The sequence below is a fragment of the Pseudomonas oplopanacis genome, from assembly GCF_057128725.1.
In genome coordinates, this window is sequence record NZ_JBSKHV010000002.1 from 390,645 (window position 1) to 409,831 (window position 19,187).

At 61.1% G+C, this 19,187-nt stretch carries 17 protein-coding genes, 1 tRNA gene and 1 riboswitch; of the genes, 3 read left to right on the plus strand and 15 right to left on the minus strand.

What is annotated here, in order from left to right; all coding sequences use genetic code 11:
• Positions 1-35: 35 nt before the first annotated feature.
• The 12 genes from ACWKV5_RS06155 to ACWKV5_RS06210 form a co-directional block, all read right to left on the minus strand.
• On the minus strand, positions 36-305 hold the full coding sequence (locus tag ACWKV5_RS06155; RefSeq protein WP_223511298.1) for a short-chain dehydrogenase: 270 nt from the start codon (positions 303-305) through the stop codon (positions 36-38).
• Positions 306-803: 498 nt separating this feature from the next.
• Positions 804-877: transfer RNA gene (locus ACWKV5_RS06160), tRNA-Gly, on the minus strand.
• Between the two features lie 181 nt (positions 878-1,058).
• Positions 1,059-1,943: an alpha/beta fold hydrolase gene (locus ACWKV5_RS06165; protein WP_483840593.1), complete on the minus strand. Its 885-nt coding sequence runs from the start codon at positions 1,941-1,943 to the stop codon at positions 1,059-1,061.
• A 311-nt stretch (positions 1,944-2,254) separates the two neighbouring features.
• Positions 2,255-2,947 (minus strand): pseudouridine synthase, encoded by a 693-nt coding sequence (locus ACWKV5_RS06170; protein ID WP_483840594.1) that lies wholly within the window; start codon positions 2,945-2,947, stop codon positions 2,255-2,257.
• Positions 2,948-3,004: 57 nt separating this feature from the next.
• Positions 3,005-3,199: a cysteine-rich CWC family protein gene (locus tag ACWKV5_RS06175; protein WP_027925563.1), complete on the minus strand. Its 195-nt coding sequence runs from the start codon at positions 3,197-3,199 to the stop codon at positions 3,005-3,007.
• A gap of 251 nt (positions 3,200-3,450) precedes the next feature.
• Positions 3,451-5,229 (minus strand): allophanate hydrolase, encoded by a 1,779-nt coding sequence (gene atzF, locus ACWKV5_RS06180; protein ID WP_483840595.1) that lies wholly within the window; start codon positions 5,227-5,229, stop codon positions 3,451-3,453.
• 25 nt (positions 5,230-5,254) lie between these two features.
• Positions 5,255-8,896: an urea carboxylase gene (uca, locus tag ACWKV5_RS06185; RefSeq protein WP_483840596.1), complete on the minus strand. Its 3,642-nt coding sequence runs from the start codon at positions 8,894-8,896 to the stop codon at positions 5,255-5,257.
• A 217-nt stretch (positions 8,897-9,113) separates the two neighbouring features.
• On the minus strand, positions 9,114-9,755 hold the full coding sequence (locus ACWKV5_RS06190) for an urea amidolyase associated protein UAAP2 (RefSeq protein WP_046029470.1): 642 nt from the start codon (positions 9,753-9,755) through the stop codon (positions 9,114-9,116).
• Positions 9,756-9,766: 11 nt separating this feature from the next.
• Positions 9,767-10,492, minus strand: a complete 726-nt coding sequence (locus ACWKV5_RS06195) for an urea amidolyase associated protein UAAP1 (RefSeq protein ID WP_483840597.1) — start codon at positions 10,490-10,492, stop codon at positions 9,767-9,769.
• A gap of 12 nt (positions 10,493-10,504) precedes the next feature.
• Positions 10,505-11,293 carry an ABC transporter ATP-binding protein gene (locus ACWKV5_RS06200; protein WP_483840598.1) on the minus strand — a complete coding sequence of 263 codons (789 nt, stop codon included), beginning with the start codon at positions 11,291-11,293 and terminating at the stop codon, positions 10,505-10,507.
• Positions 11,290-12,105: an ABC transporter permease gene (locus tag ACWKV5_RS06205; protein WP_027925556.1), complete on the minus strand. Its 816-nt coding sequence runs from the start codon at positions 12,103-12,105 to the stop codon at positions 11,290-11,292. Before ACWKV5_RS06205 ends, ACWKV5_RS06200 begins: the two co-directional genes overlap by 4 nt.
• A gap of 16 nt (positions 12,106-12,121) precedes the next feature.
• A complete protein-coding gene (locus ACWKV5_RS06210) occupies positions 12,122-13,189 on the minus strand; it encodes a putative urea ABC transporter substrate-binding protein (RefSeq protein ID WP_483840599.1) in 1,068 nt (355 codons plus the stop codon).
• Between the two features lie 61 nt (positions 13,190-13,250).
• Positions 13,251-13,351: riboswitch (guanidine-I (ykkC/yxkD leader) on the minus strand.
• A 283-nt stretch (positions 13,352-13,634) separates the two neighbouring features.
• On the opposite strand from ACWKV5_RS06210, the gene ACWKV5_RS06215 reads away from it, so the two are divergent.
• Both ACWKV5_RS06215 and ACWKV5_RS06220 read left to right on the plus strand, forming a co-directional pair.
• A complete protein-coding gene (locus ACWKV5_RS06215) occupies positions 13,635-13,865 on the plus strand; it encodes a hypothetical protein (RefSeq protein ID WP_483840600.1) in 231 nt (76 codons plus the stop codon).
• 167 nt (positions 13,866-14,032) lie between these two features.
• On the plus strand, positions 14,033-14,485 hold the full coding sequence (locus tag ACWKV5_RS06220) for a hypothetical protein (RefSeq protein WP_483840601.1): 453 nt from the start codon (positions 14,033-14,035) through the stop codon (positions 14,483-14,485).
• Between the two features lie 116 nt (positions 14,486-14,601).
• Here ACWKV5_RS06220 and ACWKV5_RS06225 read toward each other — a convergent pair whose 3' ends face one another.
• Positions 14,602-15,714 carry an enoyl-CoA hydratase/isomerase family protein gene (locus ACWKV5_RS06225; protein WP_483840602.1) on the minus strand — a complete coding sequence of 371 codons (1,113 nt, stop codon included), beginning with the start codon at positions 15,712-15,714 and terminating at the stop codon, positions 14,602-14,604.
• A gap of 132 nt (positions 15,715-15,846) precedes the next feature.
• Between ACWKV5_RS06225 and ung the strand changes: the two genes are divergently transcribed.
• Positions 15,847-16,539, plus strand: coding sequence for a uracil-DNA glycosylase (gene ung, locus ACWKV5_RS06230; RefSeq protein ID WP_140666037.1), 693 nt, complete (start codon positions 15,847-15,849; stop codon positions 16,537-16,539).
• Between the two features lie 106 nt (positions 16,540-16,645).
• Here the strand turns inward: ung and ACWKV5_RS06235 are convergent, their stop codons facing one another.
• Together ACWKV5_RS06235 and ACWKV5_RS06240 are read right to left on the minus strand one after the other, a co-directional pair.
• Positions 16,646-17,680: an AbrB family transcriptional regulator gene (locus ACWKV5_RS06235; RefSeq protein ID WP_483840603.1), complete on the minus strand. Its 1,035-nt coding sequence runs from the start codon at positions 17,678-17,680 to the stop codon at positions 16,646-16,648.
• Entirely contained in the window at positions 17,673-19,187 is a 1,515-nt protein-coding gene (locus ACWKV5_RS06240; protein ID WP_483840604.1) for a tripartite tricarboxylate transporter permease, read from the minus strand. Before ACWKV5_RS06240 ends, ACWKV5_RS06235 begins: the two co-directional genes overlap by 8 nt.

The window sequence follows — 19,187 nt, forward strand, 5'->3', positions numbered from 1 at the left end:
AATCGAAGGCGCCCCGAAAGGCGCCCCGTATCACATCAGGACGGCTCTGCATCCATGCGTCGAGCGATCACGTCCAGCACATCGCAACCGTCGCGCAAAGGCACACAGCAGAGCAATGCAAAATCGCTGAGGATGACCGAGTCGGTGGTGATGTCACCTCGCATGGCGAGGTTTTCGAGGATCTGCGTCACGGCTCGAATTCTGTAACTGGCCGTGCTGAGCAGTGAGTGCAGCGGTTGGGTGGTGTTGACGAACAGGGAAGGGAGATCGTCGGCGTTGCTGGTTAAAGCCATATATTCTTTCATGCGTGATTACCATGATAGGAGGAGGACCTGCCACTCAATCGTCGCCAAACAATAGGGTGGTAGCTGTACGCGGGTTGGCGAACCGGGCCATGGTAAAAACCGGCAGACCCTAGGGTCTCCCACGCACAGCCACCAAAAAAGAGGTAGCCAAGTGCGTTCAAAAACGCTCCGAGAAATACTCGAAGGCTTCTGTACCATGGAATCGAGTCGCCAAACCCGATACGCCATTATTGGCGTGGGTCGACTATAGGCTTCATGGTAAAAGCACAGCAATGCGCAAGTGTACGGACAATTCCCTGTGTCGTGTAGGACGTTGCCTTTTCGGATATTGGCCACTTTCGTGCCATCAGTGAATGGTTGATCTACACCTGAATTGGCAGGTGTTGATTGGCAGTTCACACAAATCCCGCCCATAAAAAAACCGGCCACTCAGGACCGGTTTTTCTCTATCTCTACATCCCCCGTCAAAACAACCTCAACGTGAGACCAAAATTCGATTGGAGCGGGTGAAGGGAATCGAACCCTCGTTATCAGCTTGGGAAGCTGGAGTAATGCCATTATACGACACCCGCTCAGAGCGGCTGACTTTGTACCAGATGTGCGCGTGGAAATGAAGTTTTTCTTTGCGCTGGGCGGCTTTAGCGCAGATGTAGCAAGGCACACACCGCAAAACGGTCTATCGCGGGCAAGCCTCGCGCCTACAGGAATGCGTTCAACTACTGTAGGGCGACGCTTGCTCGCGAGGACGCTGTTTCAGATTGCCAGTGCATGGTGATCCTGGACGTAGTGGTAACGCGTTCGGCTGGCGTGTGGTTCAGGTTTCAGGAACCCCAGCAGTGCATTGCGGCTGTCTCGGCAGGCGGCTTTGTGTTCCATGTCGAGAAAGTGGCCGGTGGCTTCCAGGGTGGTGAAGGTGGCGTGTTGCACATGGTTGGCAAACAATCGCGCGCCATCGGCGGCGGTGTATTCGTCCCATTCGCCGTTCATGAACAGCACCGGTACGTTGATTTTCTCCGCCGCCTTCAGGAAGCACTGGCGATCACTGTGCAGCAGGTCGCTGATGTGGAAGTGCATCTGCCCGTATTCATGGTCGGCCAGGCTGCTGACGTGCCGATAGTTGAAGCGCTTGAACAGGGTCGGCAGATGTTTGCCGATGGTGCTGTTCACCAGGTTGCCGACCCGGTCGCCGTCGCGGCTGCCGAGGTAGTCGACGCCGCGCTCGAGGTAGTCGAGCATGTGCGCGTTGATCTCCGGGGAGAATGAGCTGATCACGGCTTTTTCGATCCGGCGTGGCCGTTGGGCGAGGGCGACCAGGGTCGCGGCACCGCCCCAGGAAAACGACAGCACGTGTTCGGCGCCGAAGTGGTCGATCAGCTCCAGGAGGATCTGCCCTTCGACTTCCTTGGTCAGCAATTTTTCGTGCAGGTTGTGGGCCTTGGACTTGCCCGCGTAAGGCTGGTCGTAGCAAACCACGTTGAATTGCGGATGAAGGTTTTTCACGGTTTGTGCAAACGACGCAGTCGTGGCCATCGAGCCGTTGACCAAGATAATGGTCTTCTCTGCGGCGTCTGCGCGATAGAACTCCGTGTAAACCCGATACTGACCCTGTATATCCAGCACAGCGATTTCTGGCCTCATGTCATAAGACTCCTGGCAAGCGGGTATGCGCGCAAATGAGATTGCACGAGCTTTGTGACAGGTAGGCATACGCCTGGAATTTGGAGGCCCATGTCGATCCGTACAGCAGGTCGACGGGTATTATTATTGGCGGGCAGTCTGCCGGTCTGAGGCGGAACCTGAGGGTTCTCTAACCGACAAAAAGTTTCTTAGAAGTATGGTGTGACTCATCAGTCACATTTCGGCTGACGACCTGATTCAAGCAGGGGCGACGTCTTCGCGCAAGTGTCTTTGGTAAATTGTTCGACAACTTCTGCTGAGCGGTCGCCTGCTTAGATCAATTGAATCTCTTCGGTGCGCAATGCGCGGTACTCGCCCGGTTTTAGCGCGTTATCGAGCTGCAGCGGGCCCATGCGTTCGCGGTGCAGGCGTAGGACCTTGTTGTCGAAATGGCCGAACATGCGCTTCACCTGGTGGTACCGGCCTTCGACAATGCTCAGCCGCGCCGATTTCGGTCCCAACAGCTCCAGCCCGGCGGGCTGGGTGGTGAGGTCTTCGAAGGCGAAGTACAAACCTTCCGTAAACTTCAACGCATATTCCGGGCCGATGTCCTGCTCGGTCTCGACGTAGTAGACCTTGGGCAGTTTGGTTTGCGGTAGGGTCAGGCGTCGCGACCAGCTGCCGTCATTGGTGATCAGCATCAGACCGGTGGTGTTGAAGTCGAGGCGACCGGCGATGTGCAACTCGTGCTTGTCCGGCTCGTGGATCAGGTCGAGGACTGTCGCGTGCTCGGGGTCGCGGGTGGCGCTGACGCACCCGGGCGGCTTGTGCAGCATGAAGTAGCGCGCAGGCTTGCCGGCTTGCAGGACTTCGTCATCGACTTCGACGCGGCTGAACTCGAGCACCTCGGCATGCGGGTCGCTGACGATGTTGCCGTCGATCCGCACGCGCTTTTCCACCAGCAACAGGCGCACCTGCTTACGGTTGAAGCGCGGCAGGTTGCTGAGGAAACGGTCAACGCGCATGGCAAGGGTTCGGTGGGAAAAGGGCGGCGTATCTTACGTGATCGGCCGGGCGCTTGCTTACAGCTGCGCCTCGACCTGCGCGCAACGTGGGCACAGGCAGGATTTGTCGCGTAGTTCCGGCGGCAGCGCTTCGAGCACGGCAGGGTCGATGCTGACGCCGTAGCACCAACAGGCGCGATCGGCGGTTTTCGGATCGGCCAGGGTGCAGTCGTTGGACGCACCGCAGGCCGGGCAGAAGTCAGGCTTGTTCATGCAGGATTATTCATAGCTGGAGTGAGACTTTCCACGCAGGTGCGATTACGGCCGGATTGCTTGGCTGTGCGCCAAAGGCAGGCATTCTAACGGCACTGCCGGGAAATAACTGCTGCATTGCGTCGGACACGTACCTTGTGGGAGTGAGCCTGCTCGCCATGGCGGTGGGTCAGTCGAAATCTGTGTTGGATGTGCTGACGCCATCGTCGGAACGCCGCCCGGAGCAGGCTCGCTCCCACAGGGGATTGGGTTCAGGTTCGGGAGTGTAGGTAGGCGCGCCAGCCGCCCAGATGGCTGATATCCGTTGCGCCTTCCAAGCCATACGCCTCGCAGATAAACCCGCTCTCCCAACGACCGTCCGCCAGTTGCACTTTGCCCAATCCGAGCGGTGCCGGGATGCCGGTTAAAAACGAGCCCAACTCGCTGCTTGGCAATTCCCAAACCTCCACCGCAATCGCCACGCCGCCATCCTTCACCCGCACCATCCCCGGACGAAACGGCGGGCCACCGGCCAAGGCATACAGTTGATAGTTCGGCGAACTGAACGTCGTCTCGACCAACCGGGCCCCGCGGCGCTTCAATTGCCAGTTCAGCGCCAAGCCGTCCAGGTGCGCGCCACACACCACCAGCCGCGCCCGATCATTGCGTGCAACCGTCGTCGGCGCCGCCGTGGTCAAACCTTGCTGGCGCTGGAAAGCGTCCGCCACACTCAGCAAATACTGATCGGTAAACGCCCGGCCAAACAGGGTCACGCCCCACGGCAGGCCATTGCCCATGAAGGCGCTGGGCACGGCGACGGCGGTGTAGTCGAGCAGGTTCATGAAGTTGGTGTAGTAACCCAGTTCCGAATTGCGCAGCACCGGTTCAGCCTCCAGTTGCGCCAGTGTCACCGGGCGGCCGATGGTCGGCGTGAGCACACAATCGAGGCCTTCCATCGCTTTGTCGCACAGCGCTTTCAAGGCTTGCAGCCGGTACTGCGCGCGGAAGGTTTGTACGCCCGTTACCGCCGGTGCCTTGGCCAGTACTGCACAAATCACCGGCAGCACCGCTTGCGGGTTTTGCTCCATCAATTCCCCGGCGACGCTGTAGCGCTCGGCCACCCACGGCCCTTCGTAGAGCAAACGGGCCGCTTCGAGAAACGGCGACATATCCAGTTCGACGGCTTCACCGCCCAACGCCTTGAGCCGGTCGATGGCATCCCCGAACAACAGCGGGCCTTCGGGGCAACCGAAAAATTCCAGGTCTTGCACGCGCGGCACGCCGAAGCGGAAAGGGCGCGGTGTACCGAATGCCGCGCCGTCATTCCACTGCGGATTGCGGCGGCTGTATTCATCACGCGGGTCGAGGTGGGCGGTGAGCGCGAGCAACTGACTGGCTTCGTGAGCGGTCGCGGTGAAGGTCGTGACGCAATCGAGCGTGCGACAGGCCGGCACCACACCCGCCGTGGAGATCAATCCTTTGGTGGCTTTCAATCCCACCAGATTGTTCAACCCCGCCGGCACACGCCCCGATCCAGCGGTGTCGGTGCCCAACGAAAAACTCGCCACGCCGAGCGCTACCGCCAACGAAGACCCAGCGCTGGAACCGCCCGACGGATATTCCGGCAACACGCTGTTCGGGCACGCGCCATACGGCGAGCGGCTGCCGTTGAGGCCGGTGGCGAATTGATCAAGGTTGGTCTTGCCCAACGGGATCGCCCCCAGCGCCAGCAGCTGCTCGACGATGGTCGCCGATTGCTCCGGCACATAGGCAAAGTCAGGACACGCCGCTGTCGTGGGAATACCGGCCAGGTCGATGTTGTCCTTGATCGCGAACGGCACGCCGTACAGCGGCAGGCTGTCGATGTCGCGGCCGTCGAGGGCGGCGAGGTACGGTTCCAGTTCTTCGACACTGAGCAAGTGGATGAACAGGTGATAGTCCGGGTTCAGCGCCGCCGCTTTATCGCGCAGGCCCAGCAGCAATTGACGGGGCGTGATGTTGCCGAGGCGATAAGCGCTGCGCAGGGCGTCGAGTTGAAGATTGATGTTCATGGGGTTAATCCTTTTCGAAATGGGTTCAGTCGAGTTCCAGCACCACGACGCGCTGTCCGGCGCGCACGGCGGAACCGGGCTGCACACGAATCTCACGCACCACGCCAGCCGTCGGCGCGAGCAGCGGAATTTCCATCTTCATCGACTCCAGAATCACCAGCACATCGCCGGCTTCCACGCGGCTGCCGGTCTCTACTTGAACCTGCCAGAGGTTGCCGGCGATGTGGCTGTCCACGCTCATTTCACCGCTGGCGAGGGCGGCATCTTCGGTCGCCTCCGGGACCAATTCTTCGCTGTCGAAATGCGCCTGACCGCTGGCTATCCAGCGTTCACGTTCAGCGTTGAAAGCGCCTTGCTGCTGATCGCGAAACGCAGCGATGGTCTCGGCTTCTTTCGCCAGGAATGCCTGGTAATCCGCGAGGTTCAACTGGCTGTGTTCGATGTTCAGCTCGAAACGCCCGAGCGGGAAATCCTTGCGGATGCGCAGCAGTTCGTCTGCGCTCACCGGGTAAAAACGGATCTGGTCGAAGAAGCGCAGCAGCCACGGTTTGCCATCGAACGCGGCGACTTCGCGGTAGCGGTTCCACATCTGCAAAGTGCGCCCGACAAACTGATAACCGCCGGGGCCTTCCATGCCGTAGACGCACATATAGGCGCCGCCGATGCCCACCGAATTTTCCGCGGTCCAGGTGCGGGCCGGGTTGTACTTGGTGGTCACCAGACGATGACGCGGATCGAGCGGAGTGGCGACCGGTGCGCCGAGGTAAACGTCGCCCAGACCCATCACCAGGTAGCTGGCGTCGAACACCGTGCGCTGCACTTCGTCGAGGTTGGGCAGGTCGTTGATGCGGCGGATGAACTCCAGGTTGCTCGGGCACCACGGCGCGTCCTTGCGCACGGTGGTCATGTATTTCTCGATGGCGAGCTGGCAGGCCGGGTCGTCCCAGGACAGTGGCAGGTGCACGATGCGCGAGGGCACTTGCAGGTCCTTGGCGGCGCACACGGCGTCCCATTCACCGGCGACGATGCCGAGCAGGTCGGCCAGCGGCAGTTGCTCGGGTTGGTAGTGCACTTGCAGCGAACGGATGCCCGGAGTGAGGTCGATCACGCCGTGCAGGTGTTTGCTTTCCAGGGCTTGCATGAGGGCGTGGGCGCGGAAGCGTAAAACAAGATCCAGCTCCGGCGCGCCGATTTCGAGCAGCAGGTGAGTGTCCCCGGAAAGGCGTGCAACCAGCCGCGTATCTCCCTGACCCAAATCCAGCACCACAGGCGACACAACCCCCTGTGGGAGCGAGCCTGCTCGCGAAAGCGGTGTATCTGAAACATCAATGGCGGCTGACACGCCCTCTTCGCGAGCAGGCTCGCTCCCACAGGGGGAATTCCATTTCAAGGCGAGGGTGCGGGCGGTCTGGATATCGACGGGGATGAATTGCACTTTGTCCCCGGCCTTCAATTGGCCCAGTTGCCAAAGGTCCGCTTCGATCACGGTCACCGGGCACACAAACCCGCCGAGGCTCGGGCCGTCCGGACCAAGGATCACCGGCATGTCCCCGGTAAAATCCACCGCCCCGATGGCGTACGGATTGTCGTGAATGTTCGACGGATGCAGCCCGGCTTCACCGCCGTCGGCACGGACCCATTCCGGCTTCGGCCCGATCAGGCGCACGCCGGTCCGGCTGGAGTTGAAATGCACTTCCCACTGGGTCGCGAAGAACGTACCGATGTAGTGTTCGGTGAAGTACTCCGGTGCGCCATGCGGGCCGTAGATCATGCGAATTTGTCGTACGGCAGACAACTCAGCGACTTCAGCCAGTTCGACACCCGCGCTGCGGTCGAGCAAAGCCGGCACATGCAACACATCCCCCGCCCGCAGCGCACGACCGCCATGCCCGCCAAACTGACCAAGGGTGAAGGTGCTTTTGCTTCCCAGATAATCCGGAACCTGCAAGCCACCGCGTACGCACAAATAGCTGCGCGCGCCGGCACCGGCAATCGTGCCGAGGCTCAACGTGGCACCGGCCGGAATCAACAACGTGGTGTTCATCGCGACGGTTTCACCGTTCAGCGTCAGCGCAATCACCGCCCCGGTCACCGCCACCACGGCATCACAATTGAAGCGCAGCAACGGCCCGCTCATGGTGATTTCCAGCGCGGCGGCGCCTTCTTCGTTACCGAGCAAAAGATTGCCCAGACGCAACGCACGACTGTCCATCGGACCCGATGGCGGCACGCCCACCGCCCAGTAGCCGAGGCGGCCGGGATAGTCTTGAACGCTGGTTTGCGTCCCAGCGCTGAGCACTTCAAAGGTGTTGGCCTGATACACCAGGCCTTCCAGGCAACGTGTCCACGGCTGGCCGCTGGCGAAAGGTGCATCCAGCAGAATCTGCCGCAAGTAGTCGCGGTTGGTTTCCACGCCATAGAGCTGACTGTCAGCCAGTGCCTGATGCAGATCGGCGCGTGCTTCTTCGCGGGTTGGTGCCCAACTGATGACCTTGGCGATCATCGGGTCGAAGTACGGCGGGATCTCGCAACCAGCCTCGACCCAGGTGTCGATGCGCAGTTGGATGCCGTTGGCGGCCGGGAAATTCACGGCGGTCAGCAAGCCTGGGCTTGGCTGGAAATCACGTCCCGGATCTTCGGCATACAGCCGCGCCTGAATCGCGTGTCCCTCGGCTCTCAACCCTTGGCTCAACTCACGCAGCGGCGGTAGATCACCGGCGGCGAGTTCGACCATCCAGCGCACCAGATCGACGCCCCAGACCTGTTCAGTAACGCCGTGCTCGACCTGCAAGCGGGTGTTCACTTCAAGAAAGTAGAAGCGTTGGTCTTCGCTGTCGAAGACAAATTCCACGGTGCCGGCGCTGCGGTAGTTCACCGCTTTCGCCAGTTTGATCGCCGCTGCGCACAGGTCGTCGGCCATGCCTTCGGGCAGGTTCGGCGCCGGAGTTTCTTCGAGGACTTTCTGGTTGCGCCGTTGCACCGAGCAGTCGCGCACGCCGAGGGCAATCACCTCGCCGCGACCATCACCGAACACCTGGACTTCAAGGTGCCGCGCACGCTGGATGTACTTCTCGATGAACACGCCGGCATCGCTGAAGTTGTTCTGGCCGAGGCGTTTCACCGCTTCGAAGGATTCGCTCAGTTCCGCAGCGCTGCGGCACACGCGCATGCCGATACCGCCACCGCCGGCAGTGCTTTTGAGCATCACCGGGTAGCCAACCTGTTCGCCGGCGATCAGGGCGGCGTCGAGGCTGTCGAGCAGTTCGGTGCCTTCGAGCATCGGCACGCCGTGTTGTTTGGCCAGGGCGCGGGCGGTGTGCTTGAGGCCGAACACGCGCAGCTGTTCGGGAGTCGGGCCGATGAAGGCGATGTTCGCGGCTTCGCAGGCTTCGGCGAACGCGGCGTTTTCCGAGAGGAAACCGTAGCCGGGATGAATCGCCGTGGCGCCGGTGGCTCTGGCGATGGCGAGGATCTTGTCGACCGCCAGATAGGTGCCGGCGGCCGCGCCTTCGCCGAGGCTGTGGGCTTCGTTGGCTTGCAGGATGTGCAGGCTGGCGGCATCGGCTTCGGAGTACACCGCGACGCCTTTGACCTGCAAATCACGCAGGGTGCGCAGGATGCGGCAGGCAATGGCGCCACGGTTGGCAATCAGGACTTTTTCGAACATGGCATAACCCCCGGAGGCGATTGCGCATCAGCCTCGACCTGGGATGCGGGCCGTCCCGCAGTTTTTTTTGATGCACCAGGGCCGTCCCCGGTGAAAAAACAGTTCATTTCAAACACCACCGCTCCCACAGGGGAGGGGTGGTGGTTTTACTTTTTCAGGCACTGCCCGGAGCGGGCCTGGCACAGCGCAAACAACCATCTGCGCAACCGCGCGATTTTTAGTTCCATACCAGCAGCTCCGCAGGGGTCGGGTTGTAGGCGTTGCACGGGTTGTTCAATTGCGGGCAGTTGGAGATCAGCACGATCACGTCCATTTCCGCCCGCAGGTCGACGTATTTGCCCGGCGCCGAAATGCCGTCTTCAAAGGTCAAGCCGCCATCCGCGGTGACCGGCACGTTCATGAAGAAGTTGATGTTCGGCCCAATGTCACCCTTGCCCAGTCGCCCGTCATGGACGCAGGCACGCAGGTAGTTGTCGCGGCAGCTGTGCATGTAGCGTTTTTCCAGGGCGTAGCGCACGGTGTTGCTCTCTTGCGCGCAGGCGCCGCCGAGGGTGTCGTGACGGCCGCAGGTGTCGGCGACGATGGTCAGCATCGGCTTGCCAAGGTTCGAATACAGCACGCTGCCGGTGCTCAGGTAAACGCTGTTTTGCCGACGCAGCGTGCGTTGCACGTCGTAGCGTTCTTTCGGATTGGCCACGCTGTAAAACAACGTATCGACGGCTTGATTGCCTTCCAGGTCGAGGATGCGCAAGGTCTGGCCGGCCTTGACCTCCATCAGCCACGGTTCGCCGGCCGGGATGGTTGCACGGTAGATCGCGGTGTCAGGCTGTTTGTGAGCGGTAGCGATTGCGAGTGACATGGCAGCGATCCTCAGGCGAACAAACGGTCGGTGTTGATGAAGCCGCGCTCGTTTTCCGGGCGCGAAGTGCGGCAGTGTTCGGCGACGCTGGCGTCGGCGTTCATCCAGCTGAGCTTCAGCGGTTTTGGCGCGTATTCGGATGATGGGTCCATCGGGTGTTGCAGCGCGGTGAGCACCACCAGTGTGTCCATCGGCGCGTACAACTCGATGTAATCGCCAGCGCGGGAATTGCCTTCGACGAAATGGAAGCGCCCGGCTTCGTCGACGTCGACGCGGCTGAACAGGTTGAGGGTCATCAGCAAGTCCGACAGACCCAAACCCCACTTGCCCAATTCCACCAACAGGTTGTCGGTGCCGTTGCGGAAGAAGCCGTTGCGCAGTTCCTGATAGCGCCCGGCGCCATACTTTTCCGCGACTTCTTCAGCGCAGAGCACGCCACCGAGGCTGTCGCTCCAGCCGCAGGTGTCGGCGGTGATCGCGGCCAGTACGCGCCCCATGTCCGAGTACAGGCAATGGCCGCTGGTGAGCTTGGCGGTGTGTTGGCATTTGAGGCTGTCGGGCAGGTTCAGGCGTTCGGTTTTTTCATTGGCATTGAGCAGCGTCAGGCTGACGTTGGCTCCGCCGCGCAGGTCGGTCAGGCGCAGCAGTTGGCCGCGTTTCAGGACGAATGAACGATGGCCGCCACCGGGCAGCAATTCTTCGGCGAAGGGCGTGAACAGTTGGGTTGAATCAGTCATGTGCAGAATCCTCTAAGCGATACGAAGCGTGCCTGCCAGTGGCATCGGCAAGGCGTCGACGGCGGCACGGGTGGTGCGGCGGTCGCTGTTCAAAGGGATGTCGTAGGTGATGCGCGCGCCATAGGCGCCGGGGGCGTGCGGGTCGACGCGGACCTTGTCGAACACCAGCAAACGCGTGCCAAGGCTGAAGCCTTCGGACAGGTCGTGGGTGACCATGAACACCGTCAGTTGCGTTTCGCGCCACAGTTCCAGCAGCAAGGCGTGCATGTCTTTGCGGATACCCGGGTCGAGCGCGCCGAACGGTTCGTCGAGCAACAACACGCGGGGTTTCATGATCAGCGCCTGGGCGATGGCCAGGCGTTGCTGCATGCCGCCGGACAGTTGCGCCGGGTATTTGTCCAGCGAATGGCCGAGGCCGACTTTGTGCAGCAACACCGAAGCCTGTTCCCGTGCATCACGCTTGGCGCTGCCGAACAGGCGCCCGAGCAATGACGAACGTGGCAATTCGAGGCCGAGGGCGACGTTGTCCAGCACGGTCAAATGCGGGAACACCGAGTAGCGCTGGAACACCACGCCACGGCTCGAATCCGGTTCACCGGCCAGTGCCTGGCCATCGAGCAGAATCTCGCCGCGACTGGCGCGTTCCTGGCCGAGCAGCAAGCGCAGGAAGGTCGATTTGCCGCAACCGGAAGCGCCGACGAGGGTGCAGAACTCACCCTCGTTGACGTTCAGGTTCAGGCCTTCGAGCACCACTTGATCGTCGTATTGCTGCCAGACGTTTTTCACCGTGATGAAGCTCATGCGCGCGCTCCTTCATACCAAGGGAAAGCACGTTGGGTCAGGCGCTTCAGGCCCCAGTCCATCAGCCAGGCGAGCAGGGTGATCCACACCACGTACGGCAGGATCACGTCCATCGCCAGGTAACGACGCACCAGGAAGATCCGGTAGCCGAGGCCGTCGGTCGAGGCAATGGCTTCGGCGGCAATCAGGAACAACCACGCCGAGCCGAGCATCAGCCGCAACGAGATCAGCAAGCGCGGCAACAGTTGCGGCAGCACCACGCGCAGCATCAAGGTCCAGGTCGAGGCGCCGAGGGTCTGGGCCTTGATCAGCAACTCGACCGGAATCTCCCGGGCGCGCTGTTCCAGATCACGGGCCAGGGCAGGGGTGATGCCGATCACGATCAGCATCACTTTCGACAACTCCCCAAGGCCGAACACGATGAACAGAATCGGCAGGATCGCCAGCGGCGGCACCATCGACAGCACCGTCAGCAATGGCGACAACGGCGCGCCGAACAGCGGCAACGTCCCGGCCGCCATGCCCAGGCACAACCCGGCCAATGCGCTGATGCCGAGGCCGATGGCCAAACGGCGCAGGCTTGAAGCGCTGTCCTGCCAGAGCAGGTATTCGCCGGTACGGGAGTCGGCAACGAAGGCCAGGCGTTTTACCGCGTCGGTCATCTGCACCGCGCTCGGCAGCAGCTTGTCGTTGGGGTTGTCCATCAGCCGCTCGGCCGAGCCCATGAAGTAGGCGAACAGCACCAGGGCGAACGGCAGGATCACCAGCAACAGGCGACTCGGGCGATCCGGGTGGCGATTGATCAGGCGCATGGCCAGCTCCTCGTGATTACAGCTTGGCGTCAGCAGCCATCTGCACGTAAGTCGGGTCGAAGCGCAGCTTGAGGTTGGACTTGTCGCCGCTGGTCACGCCGTTGGCGAACGCCATGCCGACGGCGCTGGTGTCCTTGGCGCCTTCGCCGAGCAAGCCGTGCTGGAACGAAAACTCGGCGACTTTGCGCATGGTTTCCGGCAGTTGCTTGCTGGTGGAGAAGTCCAGGGCCTCTTTGGGCGTGGCGAACAATTTGGTGGTGTCGAGTTGCGCCTGGAAACCCGGCAAGTCGGTCCCGGACGCCTTGGCCATGTGTTCGAGCGCGGCTTTGCTGGCGGCGTTTTTCGCGTTCATCAACTCGACGACTTCGAACCAGGCACCCGTCAGCGCTTTGCCCAGGGCCGGGTTGTCTTTGAGGGTGGCGCTGTTGACCACCATCATGTCCATGATCTCGCCGGGGATCTGGCTGGAATTGAACACTTCGGTCACGTCAGGCTTGTCCTTGATGTCCGAGAGCATCGGGTTCCAGGTGGTGACGGCGTTGACCTGCTCGGTGTTGAAGGCGGCCGAGATGTCGGCGTCGGAGGTGTTGACCACTTTCAGGTCTTTCTCGGTGAGGTCGACCGAATCCAGCGCGCGGGCCAGCAGGTAGTGGGAAACCGAGAGCTCGACGAGGTTGACGTCCATGCCCTTGAGGTCGGTGATTTTCTTGCCATCACCCTTGAGCACGATGCCGTCGTTGCCGTTGGAGAAGTCGCTGACGATCAGCGCGGTGCTGTCGACGCCGCCGGCGGCAGGAATGGTCAGCGCGTCCATGTTGGTCATGGTGCAACCGTCGAACTGGCCGGCGGTGTATTGATTGATCGATTCGACGTAATCGTTGAGCTGCACCACATCAATCTTGATGCCGTACTTCTTCGCCCATTTGTCGACGATGCCTTGGCTGCCGGCGTATTCCCACGGCATCCAACCAGCGTAAATCGTCCAGCAGACGCTGAAGTGGTCTTTCTGGGCGGCCTGGGACGAGAAACTCACGAAGGCTGCGAACGCAGCGGCGAGCAGGGCGGGTATACGAAGCTGGGACATGGTGGTTCTCCAGTTGATCAGGGGCGGGCAGGAGTCAACGCGGCACCGCGAACGGTGGCTTGTCTCCCGGGCTTTTGTCCCGCCGTGTAACCTCAACTGGAGGTCGCCAACTCTCGGACCAGCCACTCGCACAAGCGAGCCGGAACCCTAGTCAGCCATTGCAAATTGTGGTGCCGCGAACCTGTGATGAACTCTTGCACACTGTTGCTAAAGCGAGAGGCGTGCCAAGTCGGCGCGAGCGCTCTAGCGCGGGGGATGACGCGCGGTAGGGCGCGGGAAGGGCAGGCGGGGTGCCTTTTGATGGTGCGCGGCTGCACCGCAATGGGACGGGCGGGCCGCTGATCTGAAGGTATTGGCGGCGCAGCACTCGACGCTGGTTTTCCAGTCAAACGCTATGTCAGCCGACCGTTGCCGGCTGCTGTCCCGGGTCTTTTCGGAGGCCGTCATGCTGCGTCGAATGGTGTTCTGTGCGTTGCTGGGGTTGGGGTTGTCTGGCTGCTATTACTACGCAGGCTACGACGACGTGTACACCGCACCTTATTACTACCCCGGTTATTACTCGCCCTATTACTACGGTGGCTATTACCCACGCTATTACGGTGGTTATCACTACCGTTATTACGGTGGCCACGGACCGCGCTATTACGGCGGTGGATATCACAGCTGGCACCACTAATCAGCGGGTGAATAGATGAAAAACCTTTCATCGGGCAGATGTTTCAATGTGTTTCAGGAGCGCACCAGATTTCGAAATCGATGTCTGATCTTTCGACAGTCACCGAATAATTGACTGTCGCTCGCCAGCGTCGCTGGTGTGGCTCACTCGCGGTCCAGGAGGCCGCCATGAACTGTCGAAAACAGCTCAGCCGAATTCTTCTGATTGCTCTGTCCGGATTATCGCTTGGGGCGTGCGTGCCCTATTCAGATGGAGGAGACAGCTACTACGGTTCCGAGGTCTATACCTCGCCAGCGCCCACCTATTACGCCGGTGGCAGTTCCTACTATTCCGGTGGCGGCGGTTACTACTCGCCACCGCCCCGGTACTACTCACCGCCAGCGCGGTACTACCAGCCGACGCCGCGCTATTACTCTCAACCAAGGGTGTATCAACCGGCCCCGCGTTACTACCAATCCCGAGGCGATTACCGGGCTCATCAGAATCAAGGGTGGGACGGGCGTAACCGAGGCGGCTGGAATAATGACTATCGGGGTGGTGGCGGACGCAACAACAACCACGGTGGACGCGGTGACCACAATGGTCGTGGTGATCACGATGGCCGAGGTGGCCACCGTTAATTAAATTAAGTACCAAAACCTGTGGGAGCGAGCCTGCTCGCGAAGGCGGAATGTCAGTCACTTTATTGCTGAATGACACTCCACCTTCGCGAGCAAGCTCGCTCCCACATTTGCTTTCAGTATTCCGACAAATCCGCCAATGGATGCCGGCCTTCCCAAGCCTTCTGAAAGTGCGCCTCCACCACCGCATCCGGCACATTGTTGATATCCGGCCAATGCCAATGCGGTTTCTGGTCCTTATCAATCAACCGCGCCCGCACCCCCTCGCTGAATTCCGGATGACGGCAGCAGTTGAGGCTCAGGGTGTATTCCATCTGAAAAACCTGAGCCAGCGACATGTGGCGGGCCCGAACGATTTGTTCCCAGACCAGATGCGCGGTCAGCGGCGAGCCTTCGCTCATGGTTTTTGCGGCACGGCTCAGTAGCGGATCGGCGCTGTCGCGTTGCAGGCTGATCGCCTTCCAGGCGCAGCTCACGTCACTGACATCCAGCAGTTCATCGATATCCTGGCGCCGCGGCAGCCACTGGGCTTCGGGCATTTGCGCAACGGCTTCCTGCTGCAAGGCTTTGAGCAAACTGTTGAGCTGCATCGGCGTTTGTTCCTGCCAGTTCAACTGCAGCAACCCTTGGATCAGTTCCTCTTGCTGTTCATCGAGCAGGAAGCGGTCGGCCAGGTCCAGGTCGATGGCATCGCGTCCGTTCATGTGCGCGCCGGTCAGGCCCAGAAACAGGCCGAGTTTGCCGGGGAGTCGCGAGAGGAACCAACTGGCGCCAACGTCCGGGTACAGGCCGATGCTGATCTCGGGCATCGCCAGCCGACTGCTCGGCGTGACAATCCGGATGCTCGCGCCTTGCAACAACCCCATCCCGCCACCGAGCACATAACCATGGCCCCAGCAGATCAACGGTTTCGGGTAAGTGTGCAGTTTGAAGTCCAGGCGATATTCAGCTGCAAAGAAGTGCGCGGCCAACGGCGGCACTTCCCCGGGATGCGCACGACAGGCTTCCACCAGACTGCGCACTTCACCGCCGGCGCAGAAGGCCTTGGCGCCATTGCCGCGCAGTAACACGCAGACGATTTGCGGGTCCTTGGCCCAGGCGTTCATTTGATCGCTCAGGGCGTTGATCATCGGCAAGGACAGGGCGTTGAGGGACTTTTCGGCATCGAGGCTGGCGATGCCGATGCGCGCGCCGTCGGTGCCGGTGAGTTCTTCGAAGTGCAGATTCATCGTGACCTCGATCGGGAATTTGAGCGTTCAGTATGATCGCTGTTGAGGAAAGTGCCGGATGTGCGTCAGATCAATTGACAAGCGTGATGGGCTTTCCTAGGGTTCGCCCCATTGTTTTTGCCGGATGTAACCATGACTGCTGACGACCGTATCAAACTCGAACCGAGCTGGAAGGAAGCACTGCGTGCTGAATTCGACCAGCCCTATATGGCGCAGTTGCGTGAGTTCCTGCAACAGGAGCGTGCGGCGGGCAAGGAGATCTATCCTCCGGGCCCGATGATCTTCAACGCACTCAACTCCACGCCGCTGGACAAGGTCAAAGTCGTCATCCTCGGTCAGGACCCCTACCACGGCCCGGGCCAGGCCCATGGTTTGTGCTTCTCGGTGCAACCGGGGGTGCCGGCGCCGCCGTCGCTGGTGAACATCTATAAAGAATTGAAGCGCGACCTGAACATCGATATTCCCAACCATGGCTATTTGCAGAGCTGGGCCGACCAGGGCGTGCTGATGCTCAACACCACCATGACGGTCGAGCGCGCCAATGCCAATGCGCACAAGGATAAGGGCTGGCAGTTTTTCACCGACCGGATCATCGAGGTCGTCAGCCAGCAGCAGCCGCATCTGGTGTTCATGCTGTGGGGCGCGCATGCCCAGAGCAAGCAGAAACTGATCGACGCGACCAAGCACCTGGTGCTGACGTCGGTGCATCCGTCGCCGCTGTCCGCGTATCGCGGATTCCTGGGATGCGGGCACTTCAGCCGGACCAACAAGTTTCTTGAGCAGAATGGCGAGACGCCGATTGAGTGGCGGTTGCCGCCGGTTTGATGTGTAGGCAGGTCCGACCCCTTCGCGAGCAGGCTCGCTCCCACAAGGAATACACGAACCCTGTGGGAGCGAGCCTGCTCGCGAAGGCGGCGACTCGGTCTATCGCCTAATCCGGCATCCGGTTCCAATACTTGAACAACGGCTCCGCCAGAAACAGCACAAACAACAACCGCATCACTTGCATCGCCGTCACCAGCGGCACTGACAATTGCAGCGTCTCCGCTGTCAGGCTCATCTCCGCAATCCCGCCGGGCATCATGCCCAAGGTCAGCGAGCGCAGATCCAGATGGGTCAACGCACTCAACACCAGCGCCGCCGCCGTGGCGATCAACATGGTCAACACCGTGCCGATCAAGGTCCGGCCCATGAACGAAGGTGCACGCCGGAAAAACTGTCGGTTGAAGTGACAGCCCAGGCCGCTGCCGATCAGCCATTGGCCAATCTGACTGCCGCCGTGTGGCAAACCGATGTGCAAATCCCAACCGATGCTCACCGCTGCACTCACCAGCAACGGCCCGAACAGCCACGGGTTGGGTTGACGAAGACGCTCCCAGAGCCACGCCGCCAAGGCGCCCGCCGGGAACAAAAGGGCCAGCCACCACCAATTGACGGCTGTCGGATGAGCAACCGGCGCACCATCACCCAACAAATACTTGAACGCCGCCGGCACACACAGCACCACTACCAGCACGCGCAGACTTTGCCCCGCCGCGACACGGCTGAGTACCGCACCGTTGCGCGCGCCGAGGTTGACCATCTCCCCGGAGCCGCCCGGCATGCTGGAAAAGAACGCAGTGGCGCGATCTTCGCCGGTACGGCGCATCAACCAGACCCCGACCACGGCCGACAGGCTGGTGACCAACGCACCGAAGAAAATCAAACCGAAATGACTCAGCACCTGCTCCATCACCACCGGGGTGAAGTGCAGGCCGATGCCGATTCCTACAATCCACTGGCCGCACTTGCGGCCGCCAGGGATTTCCGCCAACTGCCAAGGCGTGAGGCAGCGCACGAGGATGATCGCCAGCAACGAGCCGACCATCCATGGCAGCGGCCAGCCGACCTGACTGGCAAGGTAACCGCCCAGCGCGCCGACCAGCGGCGTACCCCACCAGGCGTTGAAGGGTGTTCGATCAGACATCGGCGATAGCGCGTTGGGCGGCCGAACGTTTACGCCAGATTCGCAGGATCGGCATCAACAGCATGATCGCGGTCAGCACCCAGACACCGAAGGTGATCGGGCTCGACCAGAGGATTTCCAGCGCACCGTTGGAGATCGACAGCGCCCGACGCAGGTTTTGCTCCATCAAACCGCCGAGGATGAAGCCCAGCAGCACTGGCGACAACGGGAAGTCGAGCTTGCGCAGGAGGTAGCCGAAGATGCCGATGCCGATCATCAGGAACAGGTCAAACGTGGTGGCGTGCACCGCGTAGACGCCGATCCCGGTGATGATTGCGATCACTGGCACCAGTGCCCAGTTCGGCACGGCGAGGATGCGGGTGAAGATGCGGATCATCGGGATGTTGAGGATCACCAGCATGATGTTGGCGATGAACAACGAGGCGATCAGGCCCCAGACGATGTCGGGTTGCTGTTGGAACAGCAGGGGGCCCGGTGTGATGTTGTACAGCGACAGGGCGCCGATCATCACCGCCGTGGTGCCCGAACCCGGAACACCGAGGGTCAGCATCGGCACCAGTGCGCCGCACGCTGCGCCGCCGATGGCGGTTTCCGGTGCCGCCAGGCCACGCATGTCGCCCTGGCCGAAGGTGCCTTTGGCGCCGGCGATGCGTTTTTCGGTCATGTAGGCCACGGCGCTGGCGAGGGTCGCGCCGGCGCCCGGCAATACGCCCATGATGAAGCCCAGCACACCGCAACGAATGTTCACCACGAACACCGCCGAGGCTTCCTTGAAGTTGAACATCATGCGGCCGGTGGCTTTTACCGCTTCCTGACCGTGATGGGTTTTTTCCAGCAACAGGAGAATTTCACTGATGGAGAAGAGCCCCAGCACCAGCACGACAAATTGAATGCCGTCGGTCAGGTGGATGTTGTCCCCGGTGAAGCGATACACGCCGCTGTTGGCGTCGATGCCCACGGTCGACAAAAACAGGCCGATCAGCGCTGCAATAAACGTCTTCAGCGGTCGGTCACCGGCCATGCCGCCCAGGCAGACAATCGCGAAAACCATCAGCACGAAATATTCCGCCGGACCGAAGGCAATCGCCCATTTCGCCAGCAGCGGGGCGAACAGCACCATGCCGCAAGTAGCGATGAACGCACCGATGAACGAGCTCCATGCCGACAACGACAGCGCGACACCGGCCAGGCCTTTGCGGGCCATCGGGTAACCGTCGAGGGTGGTCATGACGGTGGAGGCTTCACCGGGAATGTTCAGCAGGATCGAGCTGATTCGCCCGCCGTATTCGCAACCCAGGTACACCGCCGCCAGCAGGATCAATGCCGATTCCGGTGGCAGACCCAAGGCGAACGCGATCGGGATCAACAGTGCCACGCCGTTGATCGGGCCCAGGCCCGGCAACAGGCCGACCACGGTGCCGATCAGGGTGCCGCACAAAGCAGTCACCAGGTTGTACGGGCTCAGCGCGACGCCGAAACCCTGACCCAAATAGCCAAGCGTATCCAT